The following is a 22,454-nucleotide window of genomic DNA, read 5'->3' as shown; positions in this document are numbered from 1 at the left end:
GGCCGAGCGGAGCGAGGTTTCGGCATGAGGAGGCACCAGGAGCGCGGGGCGGGGCTGCGCATAGTACGGGTGGCCAATTTCGTCGCGCCGGCGTCGGGCGGGCTGCGGACCGCGCTGCGCGAACTCGGCGCCGGGTATGCGGCTGCCGGGCACGAGCCGGTGCTGATAGTGCCGGGGGCCGGGCGGGGGACGTCCGACGAACGCACCGAACAGGGGCGGGTGATCACCCTGCCGGGGCCCGCGGTGCCCGCCACCGGGGGGTATCGCGTCCTGGCCGACCGGCATCGGCTGCGGCGGGTACTGGACGCGCTGGACCCCGACCGGCTGGAGGTCTCCGACCGTACGACGCTGCGCTGGACGGGGGAGTGGGCGCGGCGCGCCCGGGTCCCCGCGGTGATGGTCTCGCACGAGAGCGTCGACGGGGTGCTCAAGACCTGCGGTGTGCCCAAGGCGGTCGCCCGCGCCGCCGCGGACCGGCTCAACTCCCGTACGGCGCACTCCTACAGCCGCATCGTGTGCACCACGGAGTGGGCGGCGGCGGAGTTCACCCGGGTCGGGGCGCGCAATGTGGTGCGGGCGCCGCTCGGCGTCGATCTCGCGGCCTGGCACCCGGACTGCCGCAGCGCGGAACTCCGGCGGCGCTGTGCGGGACGGGCCGCCGTCCTGATGCTGATGTGCTCGCGGCTGTCCCCGGAGAAGCGGCCGGGGCGGGCGCTGGACGCGCTGGCGGACCTGCGCCGCCGCGGCGTCGATGCGGCCCTGGTGGTCGCCGGTGACGGTCCGCTACGGGCGCGGCTGGAGGCGCGCGCACGGGCGGAGCGGCTGCCCGCCGCCTTCCTCGGGCACCTCGCCGACCGCGCCCATCTCGCCGCGCTCCAGGCGAGCGCCGACGTCGTCCTGGCCCCGGGCCCGGCCGAAACCTTCGGCCTCGCCGCCCTGGAGGCGCTCGCCTGCGGCACCCCGGTCGTCGCCAGCGCCGCCTCCGCCCTGGCCCACCTGGTCGACAGCGGCGGCGATACGGCTCTGGACGACGGCCCTTCCTTCGCCGACGCCGTCCAGCGGGTGCTGGCCCGCCCGGAAGCCGCCCGCCGCGGCGCCGCCCGGCAGCGCGCCGAGGGATACGGCTGGCGGCCCGCCGTCGCGGCCTTCCTGGCCGCGCACGAGGCGCCGGTGCTCCCGGGCATGCCGGTCGCCGTACCCGAGCCGCCGGTGCGCCCACGGAGCGGGCGGTGAGCGGAATACCGAGGGGGACCGGGGAACGGTCCGGATTCGTGGCGCTGGGCGATTCGCTCACCGAGGGGCTGGGAGACCCCCTGCCCGCGGGCGGCTGGCGCGGGTGGGCGGCGCTGCTCGCCGACTCGCTGGGGGAGCGGCCGGACGGCGTGCCGCTGGTCAATCTGGCGTGCAGCGGCGCGCTGGCGGCCGATGTGGCCGCGCGGCAGCTGCCCGCCGCGCGGCGGCTCGCACCCCGCTATGCGTCGGTGGTCGTCGGCGCGAACGACACCCTGCGGGCCGCCTTCGCCATAGAGCGGGTGGCCGCCGCACTCGATCTGACGCATCGCACGCTCAGCGCCGACGGGGCCGTGGTCCTGACGGCCTGTCTGCCCGACCCGGGGCGGATGCTGGGACTGCCCGCGCCGCTGGCCCGCCCCCTGGCCCGGCGGATGCGCGCGGTGAACACCGTCGTCCACGAGGTCTCCCGCCGCTACGGCGGTCTGCATCTGCATCTGGCCGGCCACCCCTGGGTCACCGACCGCACCAGCTGGAGCGTGGACCGGCTGCACCCCAGCGAACGCGGCCACCGCCTGCTGGCCCGAGGCTTCCACGCCGGGCTGGCCGCCGCCGGCCACCCGGTGGGGCCGCCGCCCCCGCTCGCCCTCGACGGCCGGCCCCCGACCCGTAGCGGCTCCGCCTGGTGGATGGCCACCCGCGGCACCCGATGGGTCCTCGCCCGGTGCACGGACCTGCTGCCGGGGCTGCTCGCCCTCGCCGCCCAGGAATGCCGCCACGGCCTGGCCGGTTCCGGCCGCCTCCTGGACGCGGCCGCCGACCACGCCACGCGCGCCGCACTGGCCGCCCTCGCGGACCCCAAGGGGGCGACGGCACCGGCCGGGTGAGCGGCGTCCGGGCCGTGGGCGGGACGGCTCCGGGCCACGCCACGCGCACCCTCCGGCAGCCCTTCCGGATCCGAAAGCCGCTGCGACAATGGCCGGATGACCGGACGCTGGGAGTTCTGGATCGACCGCGGCGGCACGTTCACGGATGTCATCGGCAGACGGCCGGACGGCCGCCTGGTCACGGCCAAACTGCTCTCGCACCACCCCGAGCGCTACCGGGACGCCGCGGTGGCCGGGATCCGGATGATGCTGGGCCTGGGGCCGGACGAACCGGTGCCCGCCGAGCGGGTGTCCGTCGTCAAGATGGGCACCACCGTCGCCACCAACGCGCTGCTGGAGCGCACCGGTGAGCCGACCGTGCTGCTGATCACCGAGGGCTTCCGGGACGCGCTGCGGATCGCGTACCAGAACCGGCCGCGGATCTTCGACCGGCGGATCGTGCTGCCCGAGGCGCTCTACGAGCGGGTGATCGAGGTCCCCGAGCGCATCGGTGCGCACGGGGAGACCGTGCGGCCGCTGGACACCGACACCGTCCGGGCGGCGCTGATCCGCGCCCGGGCGGACGGGCTGCGCAGCGCGGCGGTCGTCCTGCTGCACGGCTACCGCCACGCCGACCATGAGAAGGCCGTCGCCGAGCTGGCCCGGCGGGCGGGGTTTGCGCAGGTCAGCTGCTCGCACGAGGTCAGCCCGCTGATGAAGCTGGTGCCGCGCGGGGACACCACCGTCGTCGACGCCTATCTGTCGCCGATCCTGGGGCGGTACGTGGACGAGATCGCGGCCCAACTGCCGGGCATCCGGCTGATGTTCCTCCAGTCCAACGGAGGGCTGCGGGAGGCCGAGCACTTCCGGGGCAAGGACGCGGTGCTGTCCGGGCCCGCGGGCGGCGTCGTCGGGATGGTGCGCAGCGCCCACGAGGCAGGGCCCGGCCATGACCGGATCATCGGCTTCGACATGGGCGGGACGTCCACCGATGTGTCGCACTACGCCGGGGAGTTCGAGCGGGTCTTCGGCAACGAGGTCGCGGGCGTACGGGTGCGCGCCCCGATGATGAACATCCACACCGTCGCGGCCGGCGGCGGCTCCGTCCTGCACTTCGACGGGCGCCGCTACCGCGTCGGCCCCGATTCGGCCGGCGCCGTCCCGGGACCGGCCTGCTACCGGCGCGGCGGCCCGCTGACCGTCACCGACGCCAATGTGATGCTCGGCCGCATCCAGCCGGACCACTTCCCGGCGGTGTTCGGCCCCGACGGCGACCGGCCGCTGGACGCCGGGACCGTCCGGACCCGGTTCGCGGCGCTGTCCTCCGAGATCGCCGCCGCCACCGGGGACGACCGGGGCCCCGAGGACGTCGCCGCCGGCTTCCTGGACATCGCCGTGCTCAACATGGCCAACGCGGTCAAGAAGATCTCCGTCCAGCGCGGGCACGACATCACCCGCTACACCCTGACCAGCTTCGGCGGCGCGGGCGGCCAGCACGCCTGCGCGGTCGCCGATGCGCTGGGCATCACCACCGTCCTCGTGCCCCCGCTGGCCGGCGTCCTGTCCGCGTACGGCATCGGGGTCGCCGACGCCACCGCGATGCGCGAACAGGCCGTCGAGGCGGAATTCGGGCGGCCCGGGGCCCTTGAGCGGGTGCACGAGGTGTGCGAAGCGCTCGCCCGGCAGACGCGGCGCGAGCTGCTCGACGACGGGGTGCCGGACTCCTCGGTCACCACGCGCGCCAGGGTGCTGATCCGCTACGCCGGGACCGACTCCACCATCGGCGTCCCCCTGGCCGACGCCGACACCATGGCCGGCGACTTCCTCCGGGCCCACCGCGCCCGCTACGCCTTCACCATGGACAAGCCGCTGGTGGCCGAGGCGGTGTCCGTCGAGGCCCTGGGCGCGGCGGGCGGCGCGGCCGGGCACGAGGTCCCGTTCACCGAGCGGGCGGGCGGGCTCACGCCCCTGGCCACCGTGCGGATGTATGCGCAGGGGCGCTGGCGGGACACCCCGCTCCACGGGCGCACCGGTCTGCGGCCCGGCGACACCCTCACCGGCCCGGCGATCATCGCCGAGGAGGACGCCACCACCGTCCTCGACCCGGGCTGGCAGGCCGCCGTGGCCGAGCGCGGTCATCTGCTGCTGAGCCGCGTACGGGAGCGCGGCGGCCCGGCCGCTGTGGGCACCGAGGCCGACCCCGTCATGCTGGAGGTCTTCAACAGCCTCTTCATGGCCATCGCCGAGCAGATGGGCGTCCGCCTGGAGAACACCGCACACTCCGTCAACATCAAGGAGCGTCTCGACTTCTCCTGCGCGCTCTTCGACGCCGAGGGCAACCTGATCGCCAACGCCCCGCACATTCCCGTGCATCTGGGTTCGATGGGGGAGTCGATCAAGGAGGTGCTGCGGCGGCGCGCCGACGACCTGCGGCCCGGCGACGTCTACGCGATCAACGACCCTTACCACGGCGGCACCCACCTCCCCGACGTCACCGTCGTGACACCCGTCTTCTCAACGGACGGTGACGAGCTGTTGTTCCTGGTCGCCTCCCGCGGCCACCACGCCGAGATCGGCGGCATCACCCCGGGCTCGATGCCCGCCTTCAGCGGCACGATCCAGGAGGAGGGCGTCCTCTTCGACAACTGGCTCCTGGTGCGCGACGGAGAGCTGCGCGAGCGCGAGACCCGCGAACTGCTCGCCTCCGGCCCGTATCCCTCCCGCGCCCCGGACGCCAACATCGCCGATCTGCGCGCCCAGATCGCCGCCAACGAGAAGGGCATCGAGGAACTGCGCAGGATGACCGAGCAGTTCGGCCTGGAGGTCGTACGGGCCTACATGCGGCACGTCCAGGACAACGCCGAGGACTCGGTGCGCCGGATCATCGCGCGGCTGTCCGACGGGAGCTGCCGCTACGAGACCGACAGCGGCGCGCAGATCCATGTCGCGCTGACCGTCGACCGCGCCGCCCGCAGCGCCGTCCTGGACTTCGCCGGCACCTCCCCCCAGCAGCCCGGTAACGCCAACGCCCCCACCTCGGTGGTGATGGCGGCGGTCCTGTACGTCTTCCGCACCCTGGTCGCCGAGGACATCCCGCTCAACAGCGGCTGCCTCAAACCCGTCGAGGTCCGTATCCCGCCCGGCTCGATGCTCGCGCCCCGGTTCCCGGCGGCCACGGTGGCGGGCAACGTGGAGACCTCCCAGGCGGTCACCGGCGCCCTGTACGCGGCGCTGGGCATCCAGGCCGAGGGCTCGGGCACCATGAACAACCTCACCTTCGGCAACGACCGGGTGCAGTACTACGAGACCGTGGCCAGCGGCTCCGGGGCGGGCGACGGCTTCGACGGCGCGGACGCCGTGCAGACCCATATGACCAACTCCCGGCTCACCGACCCCGAGGTCCTGGAGTGGCGCTACCCCGTCCGCGTCGACGGCTTCACCGTCCGCAACGGCAGCGGCGGCGCCGGACGCTGGCACGGCGGCTGCGGCGCCGAACGCCGGCTGCGCTTCCTGGAGCCGATGACGGTGGCCCTGCTGAGCAACCACCGCAGGGTCCCGCCCTACGGGATGGCGGGCGGCTCCCCGGGCGCACTGGGCGTCAACGTGGTGGAACGGGCGGACGGTTCGCACGAGGTGCTGGGGGGCTGCGATGCGGCGGAGGTGGGGGAGGACGATGTGCTGGTGATCCGTACACCGGGCGGGGGCGGGTACGGGCCGGCGGAGGGCACCGGCTAGCTGGTCGGCGCGTCCGCCCGGTCAGCTCCTCCGGGTGGTCGGTGCATTCGCACGAATCGCACCGGCGTCCCCGGCGCGGCCTGGGCGGCGGGTGCCAGGTGGCGTTCGGGGACCACGCCGATGACCGGATAGCCGCCGGTGGTGGGGTGGTCGTGGAGGAAGAGCACCGGCAGGCCGTTGGGTGGGACCTGGAGGGCGCCCAACGGCATGCCCTCGCTGGGGAGTTCGCCGGTGCGGGCGCGTTCCAGGGGCGGGCCCTCGGTGCGCAGGCCGATGCGGTTGGAAGCCGCGGAGACGCGGAAGCGGCCGGTGATCAGGGTGCGCAGGCCGGTGTCGGTGAACCAGGTGTCGCGCGGGCCGGGCAGGAAGGGCAGGACGAGCTCCGCCGCCGGGCCGGGGTGCGGGACGGCGTCCACGGCGGCGGGCGGGCCCTGCGGGCGGCCCAGAGGGAGGACCGTACCGTCGGCCAGCGGGGCGGGGCCCAGGCCCGAGAGCAGGTCGGTGGCGCGGCTGCCGAGGACCGTTTCGGCGTCGATGCCGCCGGCGAAGGCGAGGTAGGCGCGCAGGCCGTGGGTGGCCGCTCCCGCCTCCAGGACGGCGCCGGCCGGGACGCGGACCGGTGCGCCCCAGGGGGCGGGACGGCCGTCGACCGTCACCGGGCAGGGCGCGCCGGTGACCGCCACGGTGGTGGCCGTACGCACCCGCAGGGCGCAGCCCGTCAGCGTGGTCTCCAGGGTGGCGGCCGTTTCGGCGTTGCCGACCAGGCGGTTGGCGAAGCGGTGCGCGGGCGCGTCGAGGGCGCCGGCCCGGGGGACCCCGAGGTGGGCGTGGCCGGGACGGCCCAGGTCCTGCACGGTGGTGAGCGCTCCGGCCCGTACGACCGACACGGCGCGGTCGGTCATGCGGCGGGCTCCTGGGGTACGTGGGGGCCTGCGTGCTCCTGGGGGACGAAGCGGACGCGGGTGCCCGGGGCGAGCAGGGCCGCCGGTTCGCGGGCGGGGTCCCACAGGACGGTGTCGGTGGTGCCGATGAGCTGCCAGCCACCGGGGGAGGAGCGCGGATAGACGCCGGTGTACGGGCCCGCGAGCGCAACCGCGCCGACCGGGACCCTGGTGCGGGGGGTGGCCCGGCGAGGGACGTGCAGCTGCCGGGGCAGGCCGGTCAGATAGCCGAAGCCGGGCGCGAAGCCGCAGAAGGCGACGTGGAAGGCGGTGCCGGAGTGCAGACGGACGACCTCGTCGGGGGTGACGTCCCACAGGGCGGCCACATCGGCGAGATCGGGGCCGTCGTAACGGACCGGAATCGTGACGGTGGGGCGGTCGGCGGCGGCGAGCGGGGGGACGTCCCACGTGGCCAGTGCGGCGGCGAGGCCGCGCGGATCGGCGAGGCCGTCGAGGAGGACCGTACGGGCGGCCGGCACCATCTCGCCCACCGGTGGCAGCGTGCCGTCGGCGGCGCGCCGCAGCAGCTCGGCGTGCAGCGCCTCGACCTGCTCGGCGCTGTCCAGTTCGATGAGCAGCCCGTGCTCGCCTACGGGCAGCGGTCTCATGCCGCGCCCCCGGCGGCGCCCGGCGTGAAGCTGCGGACATGCACCCCGGCCGCGGTGAGCTCGGCCCGTACCCGCCGGGCGAGGACGGCGGCGCCCGGCGTGTCCCCGTGCAGACACAGGGAGCGGGCCGTGATCGCGTGCTGCTGCCCGTCGATCGTGGTGACCGTACGGTCGCGGGCCATCCCGAGGGCGCGCTTGACGACCTCGTCCCCGTCGTGGATCACGGCGCCCGGCTCGCGGCGCGGGACGAGGGTGCCCCGGGCGGTGTAGGCGCGGTCGGCGAACGCCTCGGGGACGACCGGGAGGCGGGCGTCCCGGGCGGCCCGGTGCAGCTGGGAGCCGGGGAGGCCGAGGACGGGCAGCGCGTCGCCCGCGGCGCGGATGCCGGCGATGACCGCGGCGGCCTGTTCCTCGTCGTGCACACAGCGGTTGTAGAGCGCGCCATGCGGTTTGACATAGCCGACGCGGGCCCCGGCGGCGCGGGCGAAGACCTCCAACGCGCCGATCTGGTACGTGATTTCATCGGCCAGCTCGTCCGGCGGCACCTCCATCGCGCGGCGGCCGAACCCGGCCAGGTCCCGGTAGGAGACCTGGGCGCCGATCACCACACCGCGCTCGGCGGCCCGCTCGCACACCCGGCGCATCGTCGAGGGATCGCCCGCGTGGAAGCCGCAGGCGACATTGGCGCTGGTGACGACGGACAGCAGGGCGTCGTCGTCGGTGAGCTGCCAGCGGCCGAAGCCTTCTGCGAGGTCGGCGTTGAGGTCGATGACGGGAGGGGCCGCCGGGTCTGTCATGGCCGGGTCGGTCATGGGCGTCCGTTCCGTGAGGCGCACGTACAGGGGCGAGGTCACACTGCGGGGTCACGCTAAGGGATCGTTGAACAATCCCACAAGGGGATGTTGTCTCGTTCTTCCTTCTGGGATTGACTGCTGGGATTGACTGCGGCTGACGTGACGGCGCAGTGCGGGCGAGAGCGGAGACGGCGATGGCCGGCGGAGTGGCGAAGAACGACCGGCGGCGGCTGGCCGAGGTCAGCGGCCTGGCGTCGGACCGCGCCCTGCTCGGGCGCGCCAGCACCGCCGAGCGGGTCGCCGACATCCTGCGCGACCGGATCACCGAGGGCTTCTTCCCGCCCGGGGCGCGGCTGTCGGAGGAGAGCATCGGCGGCGCGCTGGGGGTCTCGCGCAACACCCTGCGCGAGGCGTTCCGGCTGCTCACCCACGAGCGGCTGCTGGAGCACCGGCTCAACCGCGGGGTGTTCGTGCGGGTCGTGACCGTCGAGGACCTGGACGACATCTTCCGGGTGCGCATGATCGTGGAGAGCGCGGCGCTGCGGGGCCTGGGGCAGGGGCCCTACGCCCCCGAGGCCGGCGAGGGGATCGAGGCCATCGATGCGGCGGTGCAGGCGGGCGAGGAGGCCGCCGCGGCGCGTGCCTGGGCGGACCTGTCGACCGCCAACCTCCGCTTCCACCAGGCGATCGTCGCCCTGGTGGGCAGTCCGCGCACCGATGAGCTGATGCGCGGGGTGCTGGCCGAACTCCGGCTGGTCTTCCACGTCATGGACGATCCGCAGCGCTTCTACGCCCCCTACCTGGTCCGCAACCGGCAGATCGCGGACACCCTGCTGGCGGGCGACGCCGCCGCGGCCGAGCGGCTGCTGCTGGCCTACCTGGAGGACTCGCGCGGCCAGTTGTCGGGGGCGTACGCCCAGCGCATCAAGGAAGGCTGAGGCGCGCCCGGAGTTCCGCCCTCCCGACCCTTGTCGGATCGTTGAACAATCGCCTAACGTCCTCGGCATTCTCCTCACCGTCCGTGGGGTCCCTGTACGCGGGAAGGCGGACCCATGATTGTCCTCCTCGGTGTGCTCGTGGTCGTGCTCGGCTTCGCCACCAGACGCAATCCCCTCCTGGTCGTCGCGGTGGCCGGCATCGCCACCGGCTTCCTCGGCGGCCTGTCGCCCGGCAAGGTGCTGGCCGCCTTCGGCACGGGTTTCGCCGGCAGCCGGGCCGTGACGATCTTCGCCATCACCCTCCCGGTCATCGGCCTCCTGGAGCGCTACGGCCTCCAGGAGCAGGCCCGTAACGTCATCGCCCGGTTCTCCAAGCTGACCACCGGACGGTTTCTGACGCTCTATCTGGGCCTGCGGCAGATCGGCGCGGCGGTCGGCCTGACCAATGTCTTCGGCCCCGCCCAGACCGTCCGCCCGCTCGCCGTGCCGATGGCCGAGGGCGCCGCCGAGCGCACCTACGGCGGCCTCCCGGAGCGGACCCGGGAGAAGGTCCGGTCCTTCGCCGCCAGCGCGGACAACGTCGGCCTGTTCTTCGGCGAGGACGTCTTCCTGGCCGTCGGCTCGATCCTGCTGATCACCGGCTTCGTCAACACCACCTACGGGACCCACCTCGAACCGCTGGACCTGGCGATGTGGGCGATCCCGACCGCGGTGTGCGCTTTCGTCGTCCATGGCTGGCGACTGCTGCGCCTGGACCGCCACTTGGAGCGCGAGCTGCTGACCGCCAACGCCGCAACCGCCGAAGTGGAGGCCGCCCAGTGATCAAGGCAGAGTGGTTCTACTGGCTGGTCGGCCTCAGCTTCCTGGTGATGGCCGCGCAGATGGTCACCGACCGCAGCAACCCCAAGCGCTTCGGCACCGCCGGCTTCTGGGGCCTGATCGGCGCCGGATTCATCTACAGCAGCTGGGTCGTCACCGGGCAGGCGCCCGCCGAACCGCTGGGCGCCGCGGTGCTCGTGATGGCCGCTCTGGCCGGTTTCGGCTGCACCGGGCGCGGCACCCCGCGCACCACCACCCCCCAGCAGCGCGCCGCCGGCGCGGCCAGGCTCGGTGACCGGCTCTTCGTCCCCGCGCTCACCATCCCGGTCGTGGCGATGGTCTGCGCGGTCGGCGTCAAACACCTCTCCTTCGGGGGCGAACCCGTCCTCCAGGAGGGCAGCGAGACCATCCTGGGCCTGGGGCTGGGGGCGATCGCCGCCCTGGCCATCGGCATGATCATGCTGCGCGAGAAGCGGGTATCGGTACCGGTGCAGTCCGGGCGCTCCCTGCTGGAGGCGATGGGCTGGGCGATGCTGCTCCCGCAGATGCTGGCCACCCTGGGCACCATCTTCCAGGTTTCCGGCGTCGGCGCCCAGGTGGGCAGGCTCGCCACGTCCGTGCTGCCCAAGGACTCGGTCTACGTCGCGGTCGTCGTCTACTGCGTGGGCATGTTCCTGTTCACCACCGTGATGGGCAACGCCTTCGCCGCCTTCCCGGTGATGACCGCCGCCGTCGGCTGGCCGGTCCTGATCGGCCACTTCCACGGCAACCCCGCCGCCGTCCTGGCCCTCGGGATGCTCGCCGGATTCTGCGGCACCCTGGTGACCCCGATGGCGGCCAACTTCAACCTCGTCCCGGCGGCACTGCTGGAGCTCAAGGACCGCTACGGGCCCATCAAGGCCCAGCTGCCCACGGCGGGGGTGCTGCTGGGCTGCAATATCGCCCTGATGTCGCTGTTCGCCTTCTGAGTCCGCGTGGGGCGGGCCCGCGCTCCGGGCCTGCCCACCGACTGCCCTCCGACCTGCCGAGGAACCGCCCATGCCCCGGGTACTGCTCACCGGATTCGAGCCCTTCGGCGGCGAGCCGACCAACCCCTCCTGGCGCGCGGTGCGTGCCGCCGCGGCCGAACCGCCGCCCGGGTTCGAGATGTTCGCCGTGGAGCTGCCCTGCGTCTACGGGGGCTCGCTCACCGCCCTGCGAGCCGCGGTGGCGGACACCCGCCCGGAGATCGTGGTGTGCGTCGGCCAGGCGGGCGGGCGACCGGACGTCACCGTCGAACGCGTCGCCATCAACGTGGACGATGCGCGTATTCCGGATGTTTCCGGCGCGGAGCCCGTGGACGAGGCGATCGTGCCCGGCGGCCCGGCCGCGTACTTCTCCACCCTGCCGGTCAAGGCTTGCGTGGCGGCGGTCCGTGCCGCGGGGCTGCCCGCCTCGGTCTCCAACACCGCGGGCACCTTCGTCTGCAACCACGTCTTCTACGGGCTCGCGCATCTGCTGGCCACCGAACTGCCCGGCGTACGGGGCGGCTTTGTGCACGTCCCGTACGCACCGGAACAGGTCACCGACCGCGCGCTGCCGTCCCTGCCCGTCGGGTCGGTGGCGCGGGCGCTGCGGGAGATCGCGGTGACGGCCGCCCGCATCCGTACGGACCTGCGGGTGGCGGAGGGGGCGACGCACTGAAGGTGAAGTGCTGAGGCCGACGCGCCCTCCTCAGCACGCCCCCCGTCGCGCGAGACCGCGCCGTTTCGTCCGTTGTCAGTGGGAGCGCCTACTCTGTGCGACGTGACTTTTCCCGCCTCGGGGGCCGCTGCGCCCCAGCTCAACGGGCCGAACCGGCCCGCCCCGGGCCCGGCCGCCGACGAGGGCCTGGCCCGCCGGCTGCGCGCCCTGGCGTGCACCGCGCCGCTGCACGACCTCGATGCGCGCAAGGCCAACCTCGCGGGGGAGTACGGCGTCTACGCGATGGCGGAGGTGGCGCTCGCCGTCATCGACCTCGTCACGCTGAACATGGACTTCGACACCGGCGCCGATCACGAGGAGATAGTGGCGAAGGTGCTCCCGCGGGTCGCCGCCCAGGCCCCGCGGCGCTCCCAGGCCGAGCACGAGCGGGTGGCCCGCTGGGTGCTGGAGAACCTGATCAACGTCGGCAGCGTGGACCGCGGCTTCCGGGCCGTTTACGGCACTTTCACCACTGATGGTGAATATGTCCGCCGCGATTACGACTTCAAGCTGATCGAGGAGGTCCCCGGGCCCGGCGGCACGGTCTACCTCCGGGCCACCGACGAGGCGGTCAACGTCCTGGTCGGCGCGCTCGACACGGACGTCACCAGCGCCCAGATCGCCGCCGAGGTCAAGCTGGAGGTGCTGATCAACCGCGGCCGGCTGGCGGACGCCCAGCTCGCCGCCGAGCAGGCCCGCTACCGCACCGTCCAGTACGCCGAGACGCTGCGCAAGACCCTGGAGGCGACGCGGCGCAACGTCCGCGCCGTCGACTGGCTCCAGGCCGTACCCGACATGATCGCCGAGGCGCTCGACCACGTCGCGGACCGCTACCGCCACGAGAACGCCATCCTCACCAACATCCGCAAGGCCCGCGACGAGGCCGAGGCCGTCGACCACAAGACCGGGGAGCACAAGCGGCGCGCCGCCGAGCTGGTCGACATCGTCAAGGACTGCATCCGGCGGCACACCCAGCTCCAGTCCCGGCTGCTGGAGGCCGGTCCGCTCTTCCGCGCCGAACAGGACCGGCAGGCCTTCGCCGCCCCCGCCGCCCGCTCCGGCCTGGACCTCTACGGCCAGCTGGTCGCCCCGCTGCTGCCGCTGCCCGCCGAGCACGCCATCCGCGTCACCGACGCCTTCTTCGCCCGCGGCACGGGACTGCGCACCCCCTCGGCGGTCCGCGTCGGCGATCTGGTCGAGGTGCTGCTCACCCCGCCCCTGGAGCGCGAGCACCTCGGGGCGGAGATGCCCGAGCCCGATCTGGTGGCCACGCCCGACGACAGCCGCTTCAGCGAGGAGCAGCTGGAGGCCGCGATGGCGCTGCTCGACCTGCCCGCCGACGCGCCCCGCCGGCTCTCCGGCCTGCTGGCCGAGGCCCGCCGCCAGGATCCCGAACTCCCCTATCTCGTCGCCCTGTTGGCGGTGCACGCGGCCAGCCCGCCGGTCGGTACGGCCTACCGCCAGGGGGAGTCGCAGCTGCTGTTCGCCGTCGACGACGGCACGGAGCTGGCCGACCCCGAGTTCGGCGGTGCCGATCTCATCGTCGGCACGGCCCTGCTGGACGCGGCCGGTATGGCCGCCGGCCGCTCGGAGGTGGCCTGATGCCCCCGGGCCCGACCTCCCGTCCCAGGACGCCCCAGCCGACCCCCCGTCCCAGGACGCCCCACCCGACCCCCTCTCCCAGGATGCGCCGCCCACCCTCCCCGAGCCGCCGGATACGCCGGCCGCTCGCCCGCCCGGCCGTCCGGACCCCGTACAAGGAGCTTCACCCGTGACCGAGTCCCTTGGGTACCCCGCCGCCGACCCGGTGGCCCCCGAGCCCCTGGGCGACGCCGAGCCCTGGACCGCTCCCGCGCAGGAGCCGCCGGCCGCCGCACCCGCGCCGCTGAGCCCGGCCGACGCCGCGGACGCCGCCCGGCTGGTCTCCTTCGGGCTCCAGCCCAAGCTGCTGCCCGCGCGCGACGCCGAGTACGCCGACCTGCTGCGCCGCTACCGGGACGAGCCCGCCTTCGCCCGCCTCGCCGACGCCGTCGCCACCGGCCTGGGCCTGGTCGTCCTGGAGGTCTCCACCCGCGCCGGGATGGCCGTCACCGCCGCCGAGGACTCCGTCTTCGCCGTCCGGATGGGCGACTACGCCCGCCGCGCCACCGCCGACTCCGCCGACCGCTTCCTGCACGGCCTGGCCCATCTGGCCGTCGCCGCGCTGGCCTTCCCCCGCCCCGAGGACCTCGCCGACGACGGCTATATCGGCCGGATCACCGTCAACGGCGTCGACGCCTTCGTGCGGCAGGCATGCCGCCGCCTGGAGGAGCGCGCCGAGCAGGAGGGCGAGAACACCGACCCGGTCAGCGAGGCGCCCGGCCTGGAGGCCGCCTGGCGGGTCTACGCGCGGCGCAGCGCGACCGGTGCCACCAAGGACGCCCGGCGACTGGCCGGTTCGACCACCGGCATCATCGCCAAGGCCGTCACCTTCCTCGTCGACTCCGGCTTCCTCCAGCGCACCGGCGACGACGCCGGAGGCGCGTACCGCACCACCGCCCGCTATCAGCTCCAGGTCCGCGACATGGCCGGCAGCGCCGCCATGGCCGAGCTGCTGGAGCTGGGCATCGTCCCCGTCGCCGACGGGTCCGGCTCCCTGCTGCCCGGCGAGGACACCGACGACCTCGACCTGGTCTCCGAGGCGGGACTGCCCTTCCACTCGGACTGACCCGCCCGCCCCACCCGTACGACCGCTGCCAGACCACCGACCGACACCACCACCACGAGAGTCCGCCATGTACGAGCTGTCCCGGGTCCGCCTCTACTCCATCGGGCCCGCCGGTGCGCGCTATGCCGACACCGTGCTGGACCTGCGCGGAGTCGGTGCGCCCGTGCCCCAACCGGCCCCGGCCCAGGCGGACTTCTTCGAGGACGAGCCGGTCGGCCCGCCGCGCCGCCCGGCCCCGGCCGGAGTGCTCTTCCTGGAGAACGGCGGCGGCAAGTCCGTCCTGCTCAAGCTGATCTTCTCGGTGATGCTGCCCGGTCACCGCAACACCCTGGGCGGCGCCAGCTCCGGCGTGCTGCGCAAGTTCCTGCTGGCCGACGACTGCGGGCATGTCGCGCTGGAGTGGCAGCACGTCCTGACCGGCGAGAGCATCGTCGTCGGCAAGGTCAGCGAATGGCGCGGCCGCCAGGTCTCCAACGACCCCCGTAAGTTCGCCGAGGCCTGGTACAGCTTCCGGCCGGGCCCGGGGATGAGCCTGGACTCGCTCCCGGTGGCCGAGGCCACCATCGTCCGGCCCCGCCAGGAGGGCGGCGAGGGGACCTCCGGGGCCCAGGGCCGCCGCCGCACCATGAAGGGCTTCCGGGACGTTCTGACCGAGGCCGGGAAGAACTACCCGAATCTGGACGTGGTCTGGGAGGAGGTGCACGAGCGGTGGAACGAGCACCTCGGCATGCTGGGCCTGGATCCCGAGCTGTTCCGGTACCAGCGGGAGATGAACGCCGACGAGGGCGAGGCCGCCGGCCTGTTCGCGGTCAAGAACGACTCCGACTTCACCGATCTGCTGCTGCGCGCCGTCACCGACACCCGTGACACCGACGGCCTCGCCGACCTCGTCCACGGCTTCGCGCACAAGCTCGGCCGGCGCGCCGAGCTGACCGCCGAGCGGGACTTCACCGCCGGCTCGCTGGATCTGCTGTCGCGCATCGCCGAGGCCGCCGAACAGCGCGAGCGCGCCCGCGAGGTGCATACGGGCGCCGAGCGCCGCACCCGAGGCCTGGCCCAGCGGCTGCACGCCCGCGGCACCGAGGAGCGCGGCCGCGCCGCCGAGCTGGCCGAACAGCTCGCCGCCGCGGCCCACCGGGTCACCGACGCCGGACACGCCCGCGACCGCCGCTCCCTGGTCTGCGCCGAACTGGCCTACCGCCACGCCTCCCTGGCGCTGGCCGCCGCCGAGAAGGGCGCCGCCGCCCAGCGCCGTGAGCTCAACGACGCCCGTACGCTGCACAGCGCCTGGCAGGCCGCCGAGATCGCGCTGCGGCACCGCGCCGCCGCCGACCGCTCCGCCCGGGTCGCCGCCGCCATCCGCGAGGCCGAACGGGACGCCGCTCCGGCGCTCGCCGCCCGTGCCACCGCCGCCACCGACCTCGTCCGCGCCCTGCACGCCGCCGCCGAGGCCGGTGAGCGGATCGCCAACGAGGAGGAGGAGCGTTCCGCCGCCCTCCAGGAGGCCGGCGAAGCGGCGCACCGCGACGCCACCGCCGCCGCCACCACCGCACAGCGCGCCCGCAGCGAGGCCGACCACCTCCGTCAGCGCCTGGCCGAGGTCGCCGAGGAGACCGCCGAGGCCGTCCGGGCGGGCTGGCTGGACGATTCCGCCCCCGACGCCGACCCGGCCCGCGCCGCGCTGGCCGCCTCCGATGCCGAGAAGACCGCCGTCCAGGCGTGGGACACCGCCCGCGAGGCCGCCCGGCAGACCACCGACCGCGCCCGGGAGGCGGCCGCCCGGCACTCCGCCGCCGAGCTGGCGGCGGCCCGCGCCGAGGACGCCGCGCAGGCCACGGAGCGCGCCCACGACGCCGAGCGCCGCGCCGCCGAGGTCCTCGGGTCCGAGTCGCGGCTCGCCGAACTCCTCGGCCTGCCCGAGGCGCGGTCCGCCGGGCTGCCCGGCCCCCGTTCCGCCGAGTCCGCTCCTGGGGAACCGCTGACCGCCGAGGAGCTGGACCGCAGTGCCGAGGCGCTGCGCGAGCTCCTCGACGACGGGGTGGCCGCCGCCGAGCGGCAGCTGTTCGATCTGCGCACGGCCGCCGCCGACGACTCCCGGATCCTGGGCGCGCTGGGCGACGGCGGGCTGCTGCCCCCGGGCCCCGATGTGCTCGCCGCCGTCGAGTACTTGGGCGAGCACGGCATCCCCGCCCTGCCCGGCTGGCGCTATCTCGCCCAGTCCGTCGACCCGGCCGACCACGCCCGGGTGCTCGCCGCCCGGCCCGAGCTGGTCGACGGCGTGATCATCACCGACCCGGACACCCACGCCCGGGCCCGCGAGGCGCTCGCCCAGGCCGCCCTGCTGCCCCGTTCCGCGGTCGCCGTCGGCACCGCCGCCGCGCTGCTCGCGCCCGCCCCCGCCCCCGACGGCCGGGACACCGGCGTCTTCCTGGTCCCGCCGAACCCCGCGATGCACGACGAGTCCGCGGCCGACGAGGAACGGCAGACCCTGCGCGCCCGCGCCGTCGCCCGCGACGAGGAGATCCGCGCGCTCGCCGCCCGCCTCGCCGGCGACCGCGCCCTCGCCGCCCGCCTCGGCTCCTGGCGTACCGGCTGCCCGCAGGGCCGCCTCACCGAGCTGGCCGCCGCCGCGGAGCAGACCCGTACCGCCGCCGACGCGGCCGCCGCCGAGCTGACCGAGGCCCGTACGGTCCGCGCCGAGGCCGACGAGGCCGCCGCCGAGGCCACGGCGGTGCGCGACGAGCGGCAGGAGGCCGCCCAGCGCGCCCGCCGGGCCGCCGATCTGCTGGCCGGGCTCGCCCACCGGCTGCGCGAGCGCGCCACCTGGCAGTCCCGGCTGCGTGAACTGGCCGATGAGGCGGCCGAGTTCGAGGCCCGCGCCGAGGAGTGCGTGGACCGCGCCCGGTCCGCCGACGAGGACCGCCGCGCCGCCCAGCGCGCCGCCGACGACGCCCGCCGCACCGCCCGCGCGCTGCGCGCCGAGCGGTCCGAGATCGCCGGCGTACCGGACGACCTGGGCGAGGCCCGCGAGGCCCCGAGCGCGTCGCTGCCCGCGCTGCGCGAGTCCTACCGCGCCGCCTCCCAGCTCTACGAGAAGGTCGGCGTCGGCGCCGATCTGCGCGCCGAGCAGGCCCGTGCGGAGGGCGACGAATCCGCCGCGCTGGCCGAGCTGAACCGCCTCACCAACAAGGTCCGCACCCGCGCCGAGGCCCTGCTGGAGAGCCCGGACGCCGCCGACGGCCCGTCCCGGCAGGCCGCCGCGGCCCGCGCGGAATCGTTGGTGCAGATGCTGGAGTCGCGCGCCTCGGCCGCCAGCGAGCAGCTCGGCCGGCTGCGCGGCGAGGCCGAGCGGCTGGCGCCCACCGACGGCGAGGTGCACACCGAGCTGCCCGCGGAGCTGGTCCCGGCGGACGCCGACCGCGCCAAGGAGCTGCTGCGCGAGGCCAATGCCGAACTGGCCACCGCCACCGAGGCGCTGGAGGCCGCCCGCGCCCGTCACGAAGAGCTGCTGCGCGGCCACCGCGCCGCCGAGGACGCGGCGAGCGGCTTCGACGAGGCCGCGGCCCTGCTGCGCGATCTGCTGCGCGACCACCAGGACGCGGAGGACGCCGCGGAGGAGCGGACCGAGCCGTACGCCGGCAGCCTGGCCGAGGCCCGGCAGGCCGCCGCCGAGTCCCGCCGTTCGCTGCGCGGCTGCGCCGCCGACCTCTCGGCCGCCGAGTCCGCGGTCCGCGAGGCCTCCGACATCCTCGTCCGGCACGCCAACTCCACCCGCTACGAGCAGGTCCGCACCCCCGCCCGCCAGCAGATCCGCGAACTGCCCGCGGCGGCCCTGCCGGACCACGCCGCCAAGTGGGCCCAGGCGTTCGCGCCCCGGCTGCGGGTGCTCACCGACGAACTGGCCCAGCTGGAGCGCAACCGCGACTCCATCGTGGACCGGCTGCGCGGCCTGGTGGAGTCCTCGCTCACCACGCTGCGCTCCGCCCAGCGGCTGTCCCGGCTGCCCGAGGGGCTGGGGGAGTGGTCGGGGCAGGAGTTCCTGCGGATCCGTTTCGAGGACCCCGATCAGGCCACGCTCACCGAGCGGCTGGGCGAGGTCATCGACGAGGCGACCCGTTCGGCGGTCAGGAAGAACAGCGATCTGCGGCGGGACGGGATGTCCCTGCTGCTGCGCGGGGTCGGCGCGGCGCTGCTGCCGCGCGGGGTGGCCGTGGAGATCCTCAAGCCGGATGCCGTGCTGCGCGCCGAGCGGGTGCCGGTCGGGCAGATGGGCGATGTGTTCTCCGGCGGGCAGCTGCTGACCGCCGCGATCGCCCTGTACTGCACGATGGCCGCGCTGCGCAGCAACGACCGGGGACGCGACAAGCAGCGGCACGCCGGCACGCTGTTCCTCGACAACCCCATCGGCCGCGCCAACGCCACGTATCTGCTGGAGCTCCAGCGCGCCGTCGCCGATGCGCTCGGCGTCCAGCTGCTCTACACCACCGGACTGTTCGACACCACCGCGCTCGCGGAGTTCCCGCTGGTCATCAGGTTGCGCAATGACGCGGACCTGCGGGCCGGGCTGAAGTACATCAGCGTCGAGGAGCATCTGCGGCCGGGCCTGCCGCAGCAGGATCCGGGCGGCGAGGCGGTGCACGGGCAGATCACGGCGACGCGGATGTACCGCCGCCCGGACGAGGCGCCGCAGGTGCCGGCCCAGCAGGAGACGGGACCGGAGGACACCACCGCGGACGGCGCGGAGGACTGACGGGCCGTCAGAGGACGATCACCGAGCGCAGCCCTTCGCCGCGCTGCATCGCGGCGAAGGCCCGCTCCAGGTCGTCGAGGCCCATGGTGGCGGTCACGAAGCGGTCCAGGTCGAGTTTGCCGCTCAGATAGAGGTCGATCAGGACCGGGAAGTCCCGGCTGGGCAGGCAGTCGCCGTACCAGGAGGACTTCAGGGCGCCGCCGCGCGAGAAGAGGTCGATCAGCGGCAGCTCGATCGTCATCGCGGGGTCGGGCACGCCGACCTGGACGAGGGTTCCGGCGAGATCGCGCAGGTAGAAGCCCTGCCGGTAGGTCTCGGGGCGGCCCACGGCATCGATGACGACATCGGCGCCATGGCCGCCGGTCAGCGTGCGGACCGCCTCGATGGGGTCCGTACCACGGGAGTTGACGGTGTCGGTGGCGCCGAACCGCTCGGCGGCGTCCAGTTTGCCGTCGTCGACATCGATGGCGATGATCCGGCGGGCGCCCGCCCGCGAGGCCCCCGCGATGGCGGCGTTGCCGACGCCGCCGCAGCCGATGACGGCGACGGTGTCCCCGCTGCCGACGGCCCCGGTGTGCACGGCGGCGCCGTAGCCGGCCATCACCCCGCAGCCGATGAGCCCGGCCGCCTCGGGCCGCGCCGCGGGGTCCACCCTCACCGCCTGCCCGGCCGCGACCAGCGTCTTCTCGGCGAAGGCGCCGATGCCCAGGGCCGCGGTGAGTGCGGTGCCGTCCGGGAGGGTCATCGCCTGGGCGGCATGGCGGGAGTCGAAGCAGTACCAGGGCCGGCCGCGGCGGCAGGACCGGCACCGGCCGCAGGGCGCCCGCCAGGCGAGCACGACATAGTCACCGGGGGCGGGATCGGTCACGCCGGGGCCGACGGCCTCCACCACGCCCGCGGCCTCATGCCCGAGCAGATAGGGGAAGTCGGCGCCGACCGCGCCCTCGCGGTAGTGCAGATCGGTATGGCACACGCCGCAGGCCTGGACGGCGACCAGCGCTTCCCCCGGGCCCGGATCCGGCACCAGGATCGTGCGGATCTCGGTGGGCGCGCCCTTGGTGACGGCGACGGCGGCGCGGACTTCCTGCGGCATGGCGTACTCCTCACGCGGCGCCGGACGGCACGGCGTCGGCGCGGCACGGCGTCGGCACGGCGTCGCTCCAAAGTTGCCCATGGCGCGCTGGGTTGCGCCATGAGAGACATGCTGGAAGTCCGTCAGGGATCCGTCAAGAGGCGGTTCGCCGCTGCCCGCACGGGCCTTGGGACGCGGCCCGGCCGGGCCCGCCGCTCACTGTGCGTACCCCATCCGGCGGGAGAGTTCGGCCGCCGCCTGCACGCACCGCTCCGCCAGCTCCGGCAGCCGGGCGCGCTCCATGCGGTACGCCGGCCCCGAGACGCCGATCGCCCCGATCACCCCGCCGTCGTACGCCCGGACCGGCGCCGCCACCGCGTTCAGCCCGACCTCCAACTCCTCGGTGGAGCAGGCGAATCCGTCCTCGAACGCGGCCGTCAGCTGCGCCCGCAGCCCGGCCGCGGTGGTCAGGGTGTGCTCGGTGAACCGGGCCGGCTTGCGGCCGGCCAGCGCCTCGCGGCGGTCCCGCGGCAGATGGGCCAGCAGCACCTTGCCGCTGGCGGTGGCGTGCAACGGGGTGCGGCGGCCCAGCCAGTTGTAGGCGGTCACCGCGGCGGCGCCCCGCGCCTGCATGATGTTGACCGCGGCATCGCCGTCCAGCACCGCGATATTGGCGGTCTCGCCGGTGTCATGGGCCAGCGCCCGGCACACCGGCTGCCCCTCCTGCGAGATGTCCAGCCGGATCGCCGCCGCGCCCGCCAGCCGCAGCACTCCGGCGCCCAGGAAGTACTTCCCGCGTTCCTTCTCCTGCCCCACCAGCCCGCGGCTCTCCAGCACCCCCAGGATCCGGAACGCGGTCGACTTGTGGACGCCCAGCTCCTCGGACATCTCCGTCACCCCGGCCTCGCCCAGCCGGGCCAGCGTCTCCAGCACGCTCACCGCCCGGTCCACGGACTGGACCGACCCCGCCCCGCCGCGCCGCTCCTCGGGGTTCTCGCCCGCCGTCCCGTTCGTCCGTGCCCTGTTCGCCATGGGTCTGCGCGTCTCCGCCCGCCGGTCAGCGCGGGGCGCCTCCCAGGGCTGCCGTCCAGATGTCCGAAAGGCCCTTGACGGCCCGCTCCCCGCCTTGGATTCTGTTGCGCATCGCGCTCAGCGATGCGTCATTCACAACGCCATGATACCGATCAGCGCGAGGGGGGCCAGATGATTCCCGTCTGCCGCATCGAGGACCTGCCCGAGGGCGAGTCCGTACGGATCGAGATCGACGACACCACACCGGCCATCGCCGTCTTCCACACCGAGAGCGGCCTCTACGCCGTCGACGACACCTGTAGCCACCAGGACGCCTCGCTCTCCGAGGGCTGGGCCGAGGGCTGCTTCGTCGAATGCCCGCTGCATGCGGCGCTGTTCGACCTGCGCACCGGAGCGCCGACCTGTCCGCCCGCCCGCCGGCCCGTGCGCACCCACGAGGTCGGCGTCGTGGACGGAATGATCCAGCTGCGGCCCGCCGTACGGGAGGAGGCGCCGGCCTGAGGACCCGCGCTCAGGCGGCGGCGCGGTCGATCCGTGCGGGGTCCTCCCGCGGCTCCCGCGCCGCCGCCCGGCGCGCCCGCCGCCGCTCGCGGCGCAGCTCCCGTGCCGTACTGCTCGGCTGTGACTGCACCCCGTGGCGCTGCACCCACACCTGGCGGGTCACCCACACATCCAGCACCCCCCAGGTCGCTACCACGGTGCTGGCGACAGTGCTGAGCACCGCAGGAAACGCAAGCCAGGAACCCGCCAGTGTGCACAGGAACGCCACCATGGCCTGAATCAGCGTGATCGCGACGATGATGACGGAGCGCACCGCGGCCGTGCGCACCGGATCGGGCATCCGGCGCCGGGGCCGGGGCTCCTGCTCCCACAAGGGGTGTCTGCCGGTGTCCACGAAAGCGTCACACTCCCCGTACTCTCCCCGCCTGTCCGACTCTTCGGTGGCTGCCCGGGTTTCGCCGGGTACATGCCGCCAGGGTCGCACCCCGTCCCTCCTTATCGTCACGCACCGTTCCGGCGAGCCGTTCCCCGGGGTAGGGGAAATCCGGCCATCCGCCCGCGCTGCCGGTCACTGCCCGTACGGTGACGAAGACCCCTGGTCACGGGCCGGTTGACGGCGTTTCGGCGGACCGCTCGCAAGGACCCGGCCGTGCCCCGCCGCCCCAACGCCCGGACGGGCCTTCGGATTGGTCACTCGTCAGTAGTAGGCTCACGCCGTTTGTTGACGGAACACCGCCCC

General features: G+C 74.6%; 17 protein-coding genes. 11 read left to right on the top strand and 6 right to left on the bottom strand.

Translation table 11 applies throughout. The annotated features are described in order from the left end of the window. The first annotated feature begins 24 nt into the window (after positions 1-24). From SNA_RS28370 to SNA_RS28360, 3 genes are all read left to right on the top strand, one after another. Positions 25-1,233 carry a glycosyltransferase gene (locus SNA_RS28370; RefSeq protein ID WP_044367403.1) on the top strand — a complete coding sequence of 403 codons (1,209 nt, stop codon included), beginning with the start codon at positions 25-27 and terminating at the stop codon, positions 1,231-1,233. Then, on the top strand, positions 1,230-2,117 hold the full coding sequence (locus SNA_RS28365) for an SGNH/GDSL hydrolase family protein (RefSeq protein ID WP_241779871.1): 888 nt from the start codon (positions 1,230-1,232) through the stop codon (positions 2,115-2,117). Before SNA_RS28370 ends, SNA_RS28365 begins: the two co-directional genes overlap by 4 nt. Before the next feature lie 96 nt (positions 2,118-2,213). Next, on the top strand, positions 2,214-5,831 hold the full coding sequence (locus SNA_RS28360) for a hydantoinase B/oxoprolinase family protein (protein WP_044367400.1): 3,618 nt from the start codon (positions 2,214-2,216) through the stop codon (positions 5,829-5,831). On the opposite strand, the gene SNA_RS28355 is transcribed toward SNA_RS28360, so the two are convergent. The 3 genes from SNA_RS28355 to SNA_RS28345 are packed head-to-tail and all read right to left on the bottom strand — an operon-like array spanning position 5,828 to position 8,177. Then, a complete protein-coding gene (locus SNA_RS28355) occupies positions 5,828-6,733 on the bottom strand; it encodes a 5-oxoprolinase subunit C family protein (RefSeq protein ID WP_030066455.1) in 906 nt (301 codons plus the stop codon). The two genes, SNA_RS28360 and SNA_RS28355, sit on opposite strands and share 4 nt — an antisense overlap. Further along, on the bottom strand, positions 6,730-7,380 hold the full coding sequence (gene pxpB / locus SNA_RS28350) for a 5-oxoprolinase subunit PxpB (RefSeq protein ID WP_037790278.1): 651 nt from the start codon (positions 7,378-7,380) through the stop codon (positions 6,730-6,732). Before pxpB ends, SNA_RS28355 begins: the two co-directional genes overlap by 4 nt. After that, a complete protein-coding gene (locus tag SNA_RS28345; protein ID WP_030066457.1) occupies positions 7,377-8,177 on the bottom strand; it encodes a LamB/YcsF family protein in 801 nt (266 codons plus the stop codon). Before SNA_RS28345 ends, pxpB begins: the two co-directional genes overlap by 4 nt. Before the next feature lie 191 nt (positions 8,178-8,368). Here SNA_RS28345 and SNA_RS28340 point away from each other — a divergent pair, with 191 nt between their 5' ends. The 7 genes from SNA_RS28340 (at position 8,369) to SNA_RS28310 (ending at position 19,110) form a co-directional block, all read left to right on the top strand. Next, complete coding sequence (locus tag SNA_RS28340; protein ID WP_030066458.1) at positions 8,369-9,112, top strand: GntR family transcriptional regulator; 744 nt, start codon at positions 8,369-8,371, stop codon at positions 9,110-9,112. Positions 9,113-9,226: 114 nt separating this feature from the next. Next, positions 9,227-9,934 carry a DUF969 domain-containing protein gene (locus SNA_RS28335; protein ID WP_030066459.1) on the top strand — a complete coding sequence of 236 codons (708 nt, stop codon included), beginning with the start codon at positions 9,227-9,229 and terminating at the stop codon, positions 9,932-9,934. Next, positions 9,931-10,899 (top strand): DUF979 domain-containing protein, encoded by a 969-nt coding sequence (locus SNA_RS28330; RefSeq protein ID WP_030066460.1) that lies wholly within the window; start codon positions 9,931-9,933, stop codon positions 10,897-10,899. Before SNA_RS28335 ends, SNA_RS28330 begins: the two co-directional genes overlap by 4 nt. Positions 10,900-10,969: 70 nt before the next feature. After that, the gene (gene pcp / locus SNA_RS28325; RefSeq protein WP_030066461.1) at positions 10,970-11,614 is read left to right on the top strand and encodes a pyroglutamyl-peptidase I; all 645 of its coding nucleotides are present in this window, start codon (positions 10,970-10,972) and stop codon (positions 11,612-11,614) included. Between the two features lie 102 nt (positions 11,615-11,716). Further along, positions 11,717-13,255, top strand: coding sequence for a hypothetical protein (locus SNA_RS28320; protein WP_030066462.1), 1,539 nt, complete (start codon positions 11,717-11,719; stop codon positions 13,253-13,255). Between the two features lie 220 nt (positions 13,256-13,475). Beyond that, positions 13,476-14,360 (top strand): hypothetical protein, encoded by an 885-nt coding sequence (locus SNA_RS28315; RefSeq protein ID WP_044367406.1) that lies wholly within the window; start codon positions 13,476-13,478, stop codon positions 14,358-14,360. 67 nt (positions 14,361-14,427) lie between these two features. Beyond that, positions 14,428-19,110 (top strand): coiled-coil domain-containing protein, encoded by a 4,683-nt coding sequence (locus tag SNA_RS28310; protein WP_044367395.1) that lies wholly within the window; start codon positions 14,428-14,430, stop codon positions 19,108-19,110. Between the two features lie 7 nt (positions 19,111-19,117). On the opposite strand, the gene SNA_RS28305 is transcribed toward SNA_RS28310, so the two are convergent. Both SNA_RS28305 and SNA_RS28300 read right to left on the bottom strand, forming a co-directional pair. After that, complete coding sequence (locus SNA_RS28305; RefSeq protein WP_044367393.1) at positions 19,118-20,203, bottom strand: S-(hydroxymethyl)mycothiol dehydrogenase; 1,086 nt, start codon at positions 20,201-20,203, stop codon at positions 19,118-19,120. 195 nt (positions 20,204-20,398) lie between these two features. After that, complete coding sequence (locus SNA_RS28300) at positions 20,399-21,214, bottom strand: IclR family transcriptional regulator (protein WP_030072721.1); 816 nt, start codon at positions 21,212-21,214, stop codon at positions 20,399-20,401. A gap of 171 nt (positions 21,215-21,385) precedes the next feature. Between SNA_RS28300 and SNA_RS28295 the strand changes: the two genes are divergently transcribed. Then, a complete protein-coding gene (locus tag SNA_RS28295; protein ID WP_030072719.1) occupies positions 21,386-21,715 on the top strand; it encodes a bifunctional 3-phenylpropionate/cinnamic acid dioxygenase ferredoxin subunit in 330 nt (109 codons plus the stop codon). Positions 21,716-21,725: 10 nt separating this feature from the next. On the opposite strand, the gene SNA_RS28290 is transcribed toward SNA_RS28295, so the two are convergent. Next, entirely contained in the window at positions 21,726-22,220 is a 495-nt protein-coding gene (locus SNA_RS28290) for a hypothetical protein (RefSeq protein ID WP_420823519.1), read from the bottom strand. Positions 22,221-22,454: the final 234 nt, after the last annotated feature.

The organism is Streptomyces natalensis ATCC 27448 (assembly GCF_000935125.1).
GTDB lineage: Bacteria > Actinomycetota > Actinomycetes > Streptomycetales > Streptomycetaceae > Streptomyces > Streptomyces natalensis.
The sequence above is the reverse complement of the archived record's forward strand: the minus strand, read 5'-3'. Positions and strand labels throughout refer to the sequence as shown.

What these genes read in the sequence shown, in the direction of transcription:
- SNA_RS28370 (WP_044367403.1), top strand. Translation starts at nt 25, where the DNA reads ATGAGGAGGCACCAGGAGCGCGGGGCGGGGCTGCGCATAGTACGGGTG.
- SNA_RS28360 (WP_044367400.1), top strand. Translation starts at nt 2,214, where the DNA reads ATGACCGGACGCTGGGAGTTCTGGATCGACCGCGGCGGCACGTTCACG.
- SNA_RS28355 (WP_030066455.1), bottom strand. Translation starts at nt 6,733, where the DNA reads ATGACCGACCGCGCCGTGTCGGTCGTACGGGCCGGAGCGCTCACCACC.
- pxpB (WP_037790278.1), bottom strand. Translation starts at nt 7,380, where the DNA reads ATGAGACCGCTGCCCGTAGGCGAGCACGGGCTGCTCATCGAACTGGAC.
- SNA_RS28345 (WP_030066457.1), bottom strand. Translation starts at nt 8,177, where the DNA reads ATGACAGACCCGGCGGCCCCTCCCGTCATCGACCTCAACGCCGACCTC.
- SNA_RS28340 (WP_030066458.1), top strand. Translation starts at nt 8,369, where the DNA reads ATGGCCGGCGGAGTGGCGAAGAACGACCGGCGGCGGCTGGCCGAGGTC.
- SNA_RS28335 (WP_030066459.1), top strand. Translation starts at nt 9,227, where the DNA reads ATGATTGTCCTCCTCGGTGTGCTCGTGGTCGTGCTCGGCTTCGCCACC.
- pcp (WP_030066461.1), top strand. Translation starts at nt 10,970, where the DNA reads ATGCCCCGGGTACTGCTCACCGGATTCGAGCCCTTCGGCGGCGAGCCG.
- SNA_RS28310 (WP_044367395.1), top strand. Translation starts at nt 14,428, where the DNA reads ATGTACGAGCTGTCCCGGGTCCGCCTCTACTCCATCGGGCCCGCCGGT.
- SNA_RS28305 (WP_044367393.1), bottom strand. Translation starts at nt 20,203, where the DNA reads ATGCCGCAGGAAGTCCGCGCCGCCGTCGCCGTCACCAAGGGCGCGCCC.
- SNA_RS28300 (WP_030072721.1), bottom strand. Translation starts at nt 21,214, where the DNA reads ATGGCGAACAGGGCACGGACGAACGGGACGGCGGGCGAGAACCCCGAG.
- SNA_RS28295 (WP_030072719.1), top strand. Translation starts at nt 21,386, where the DNA reads ATGATTCCCGTCTGCCGCATCGAGGACCTGCCCGAGGGCGAGTCCGTA.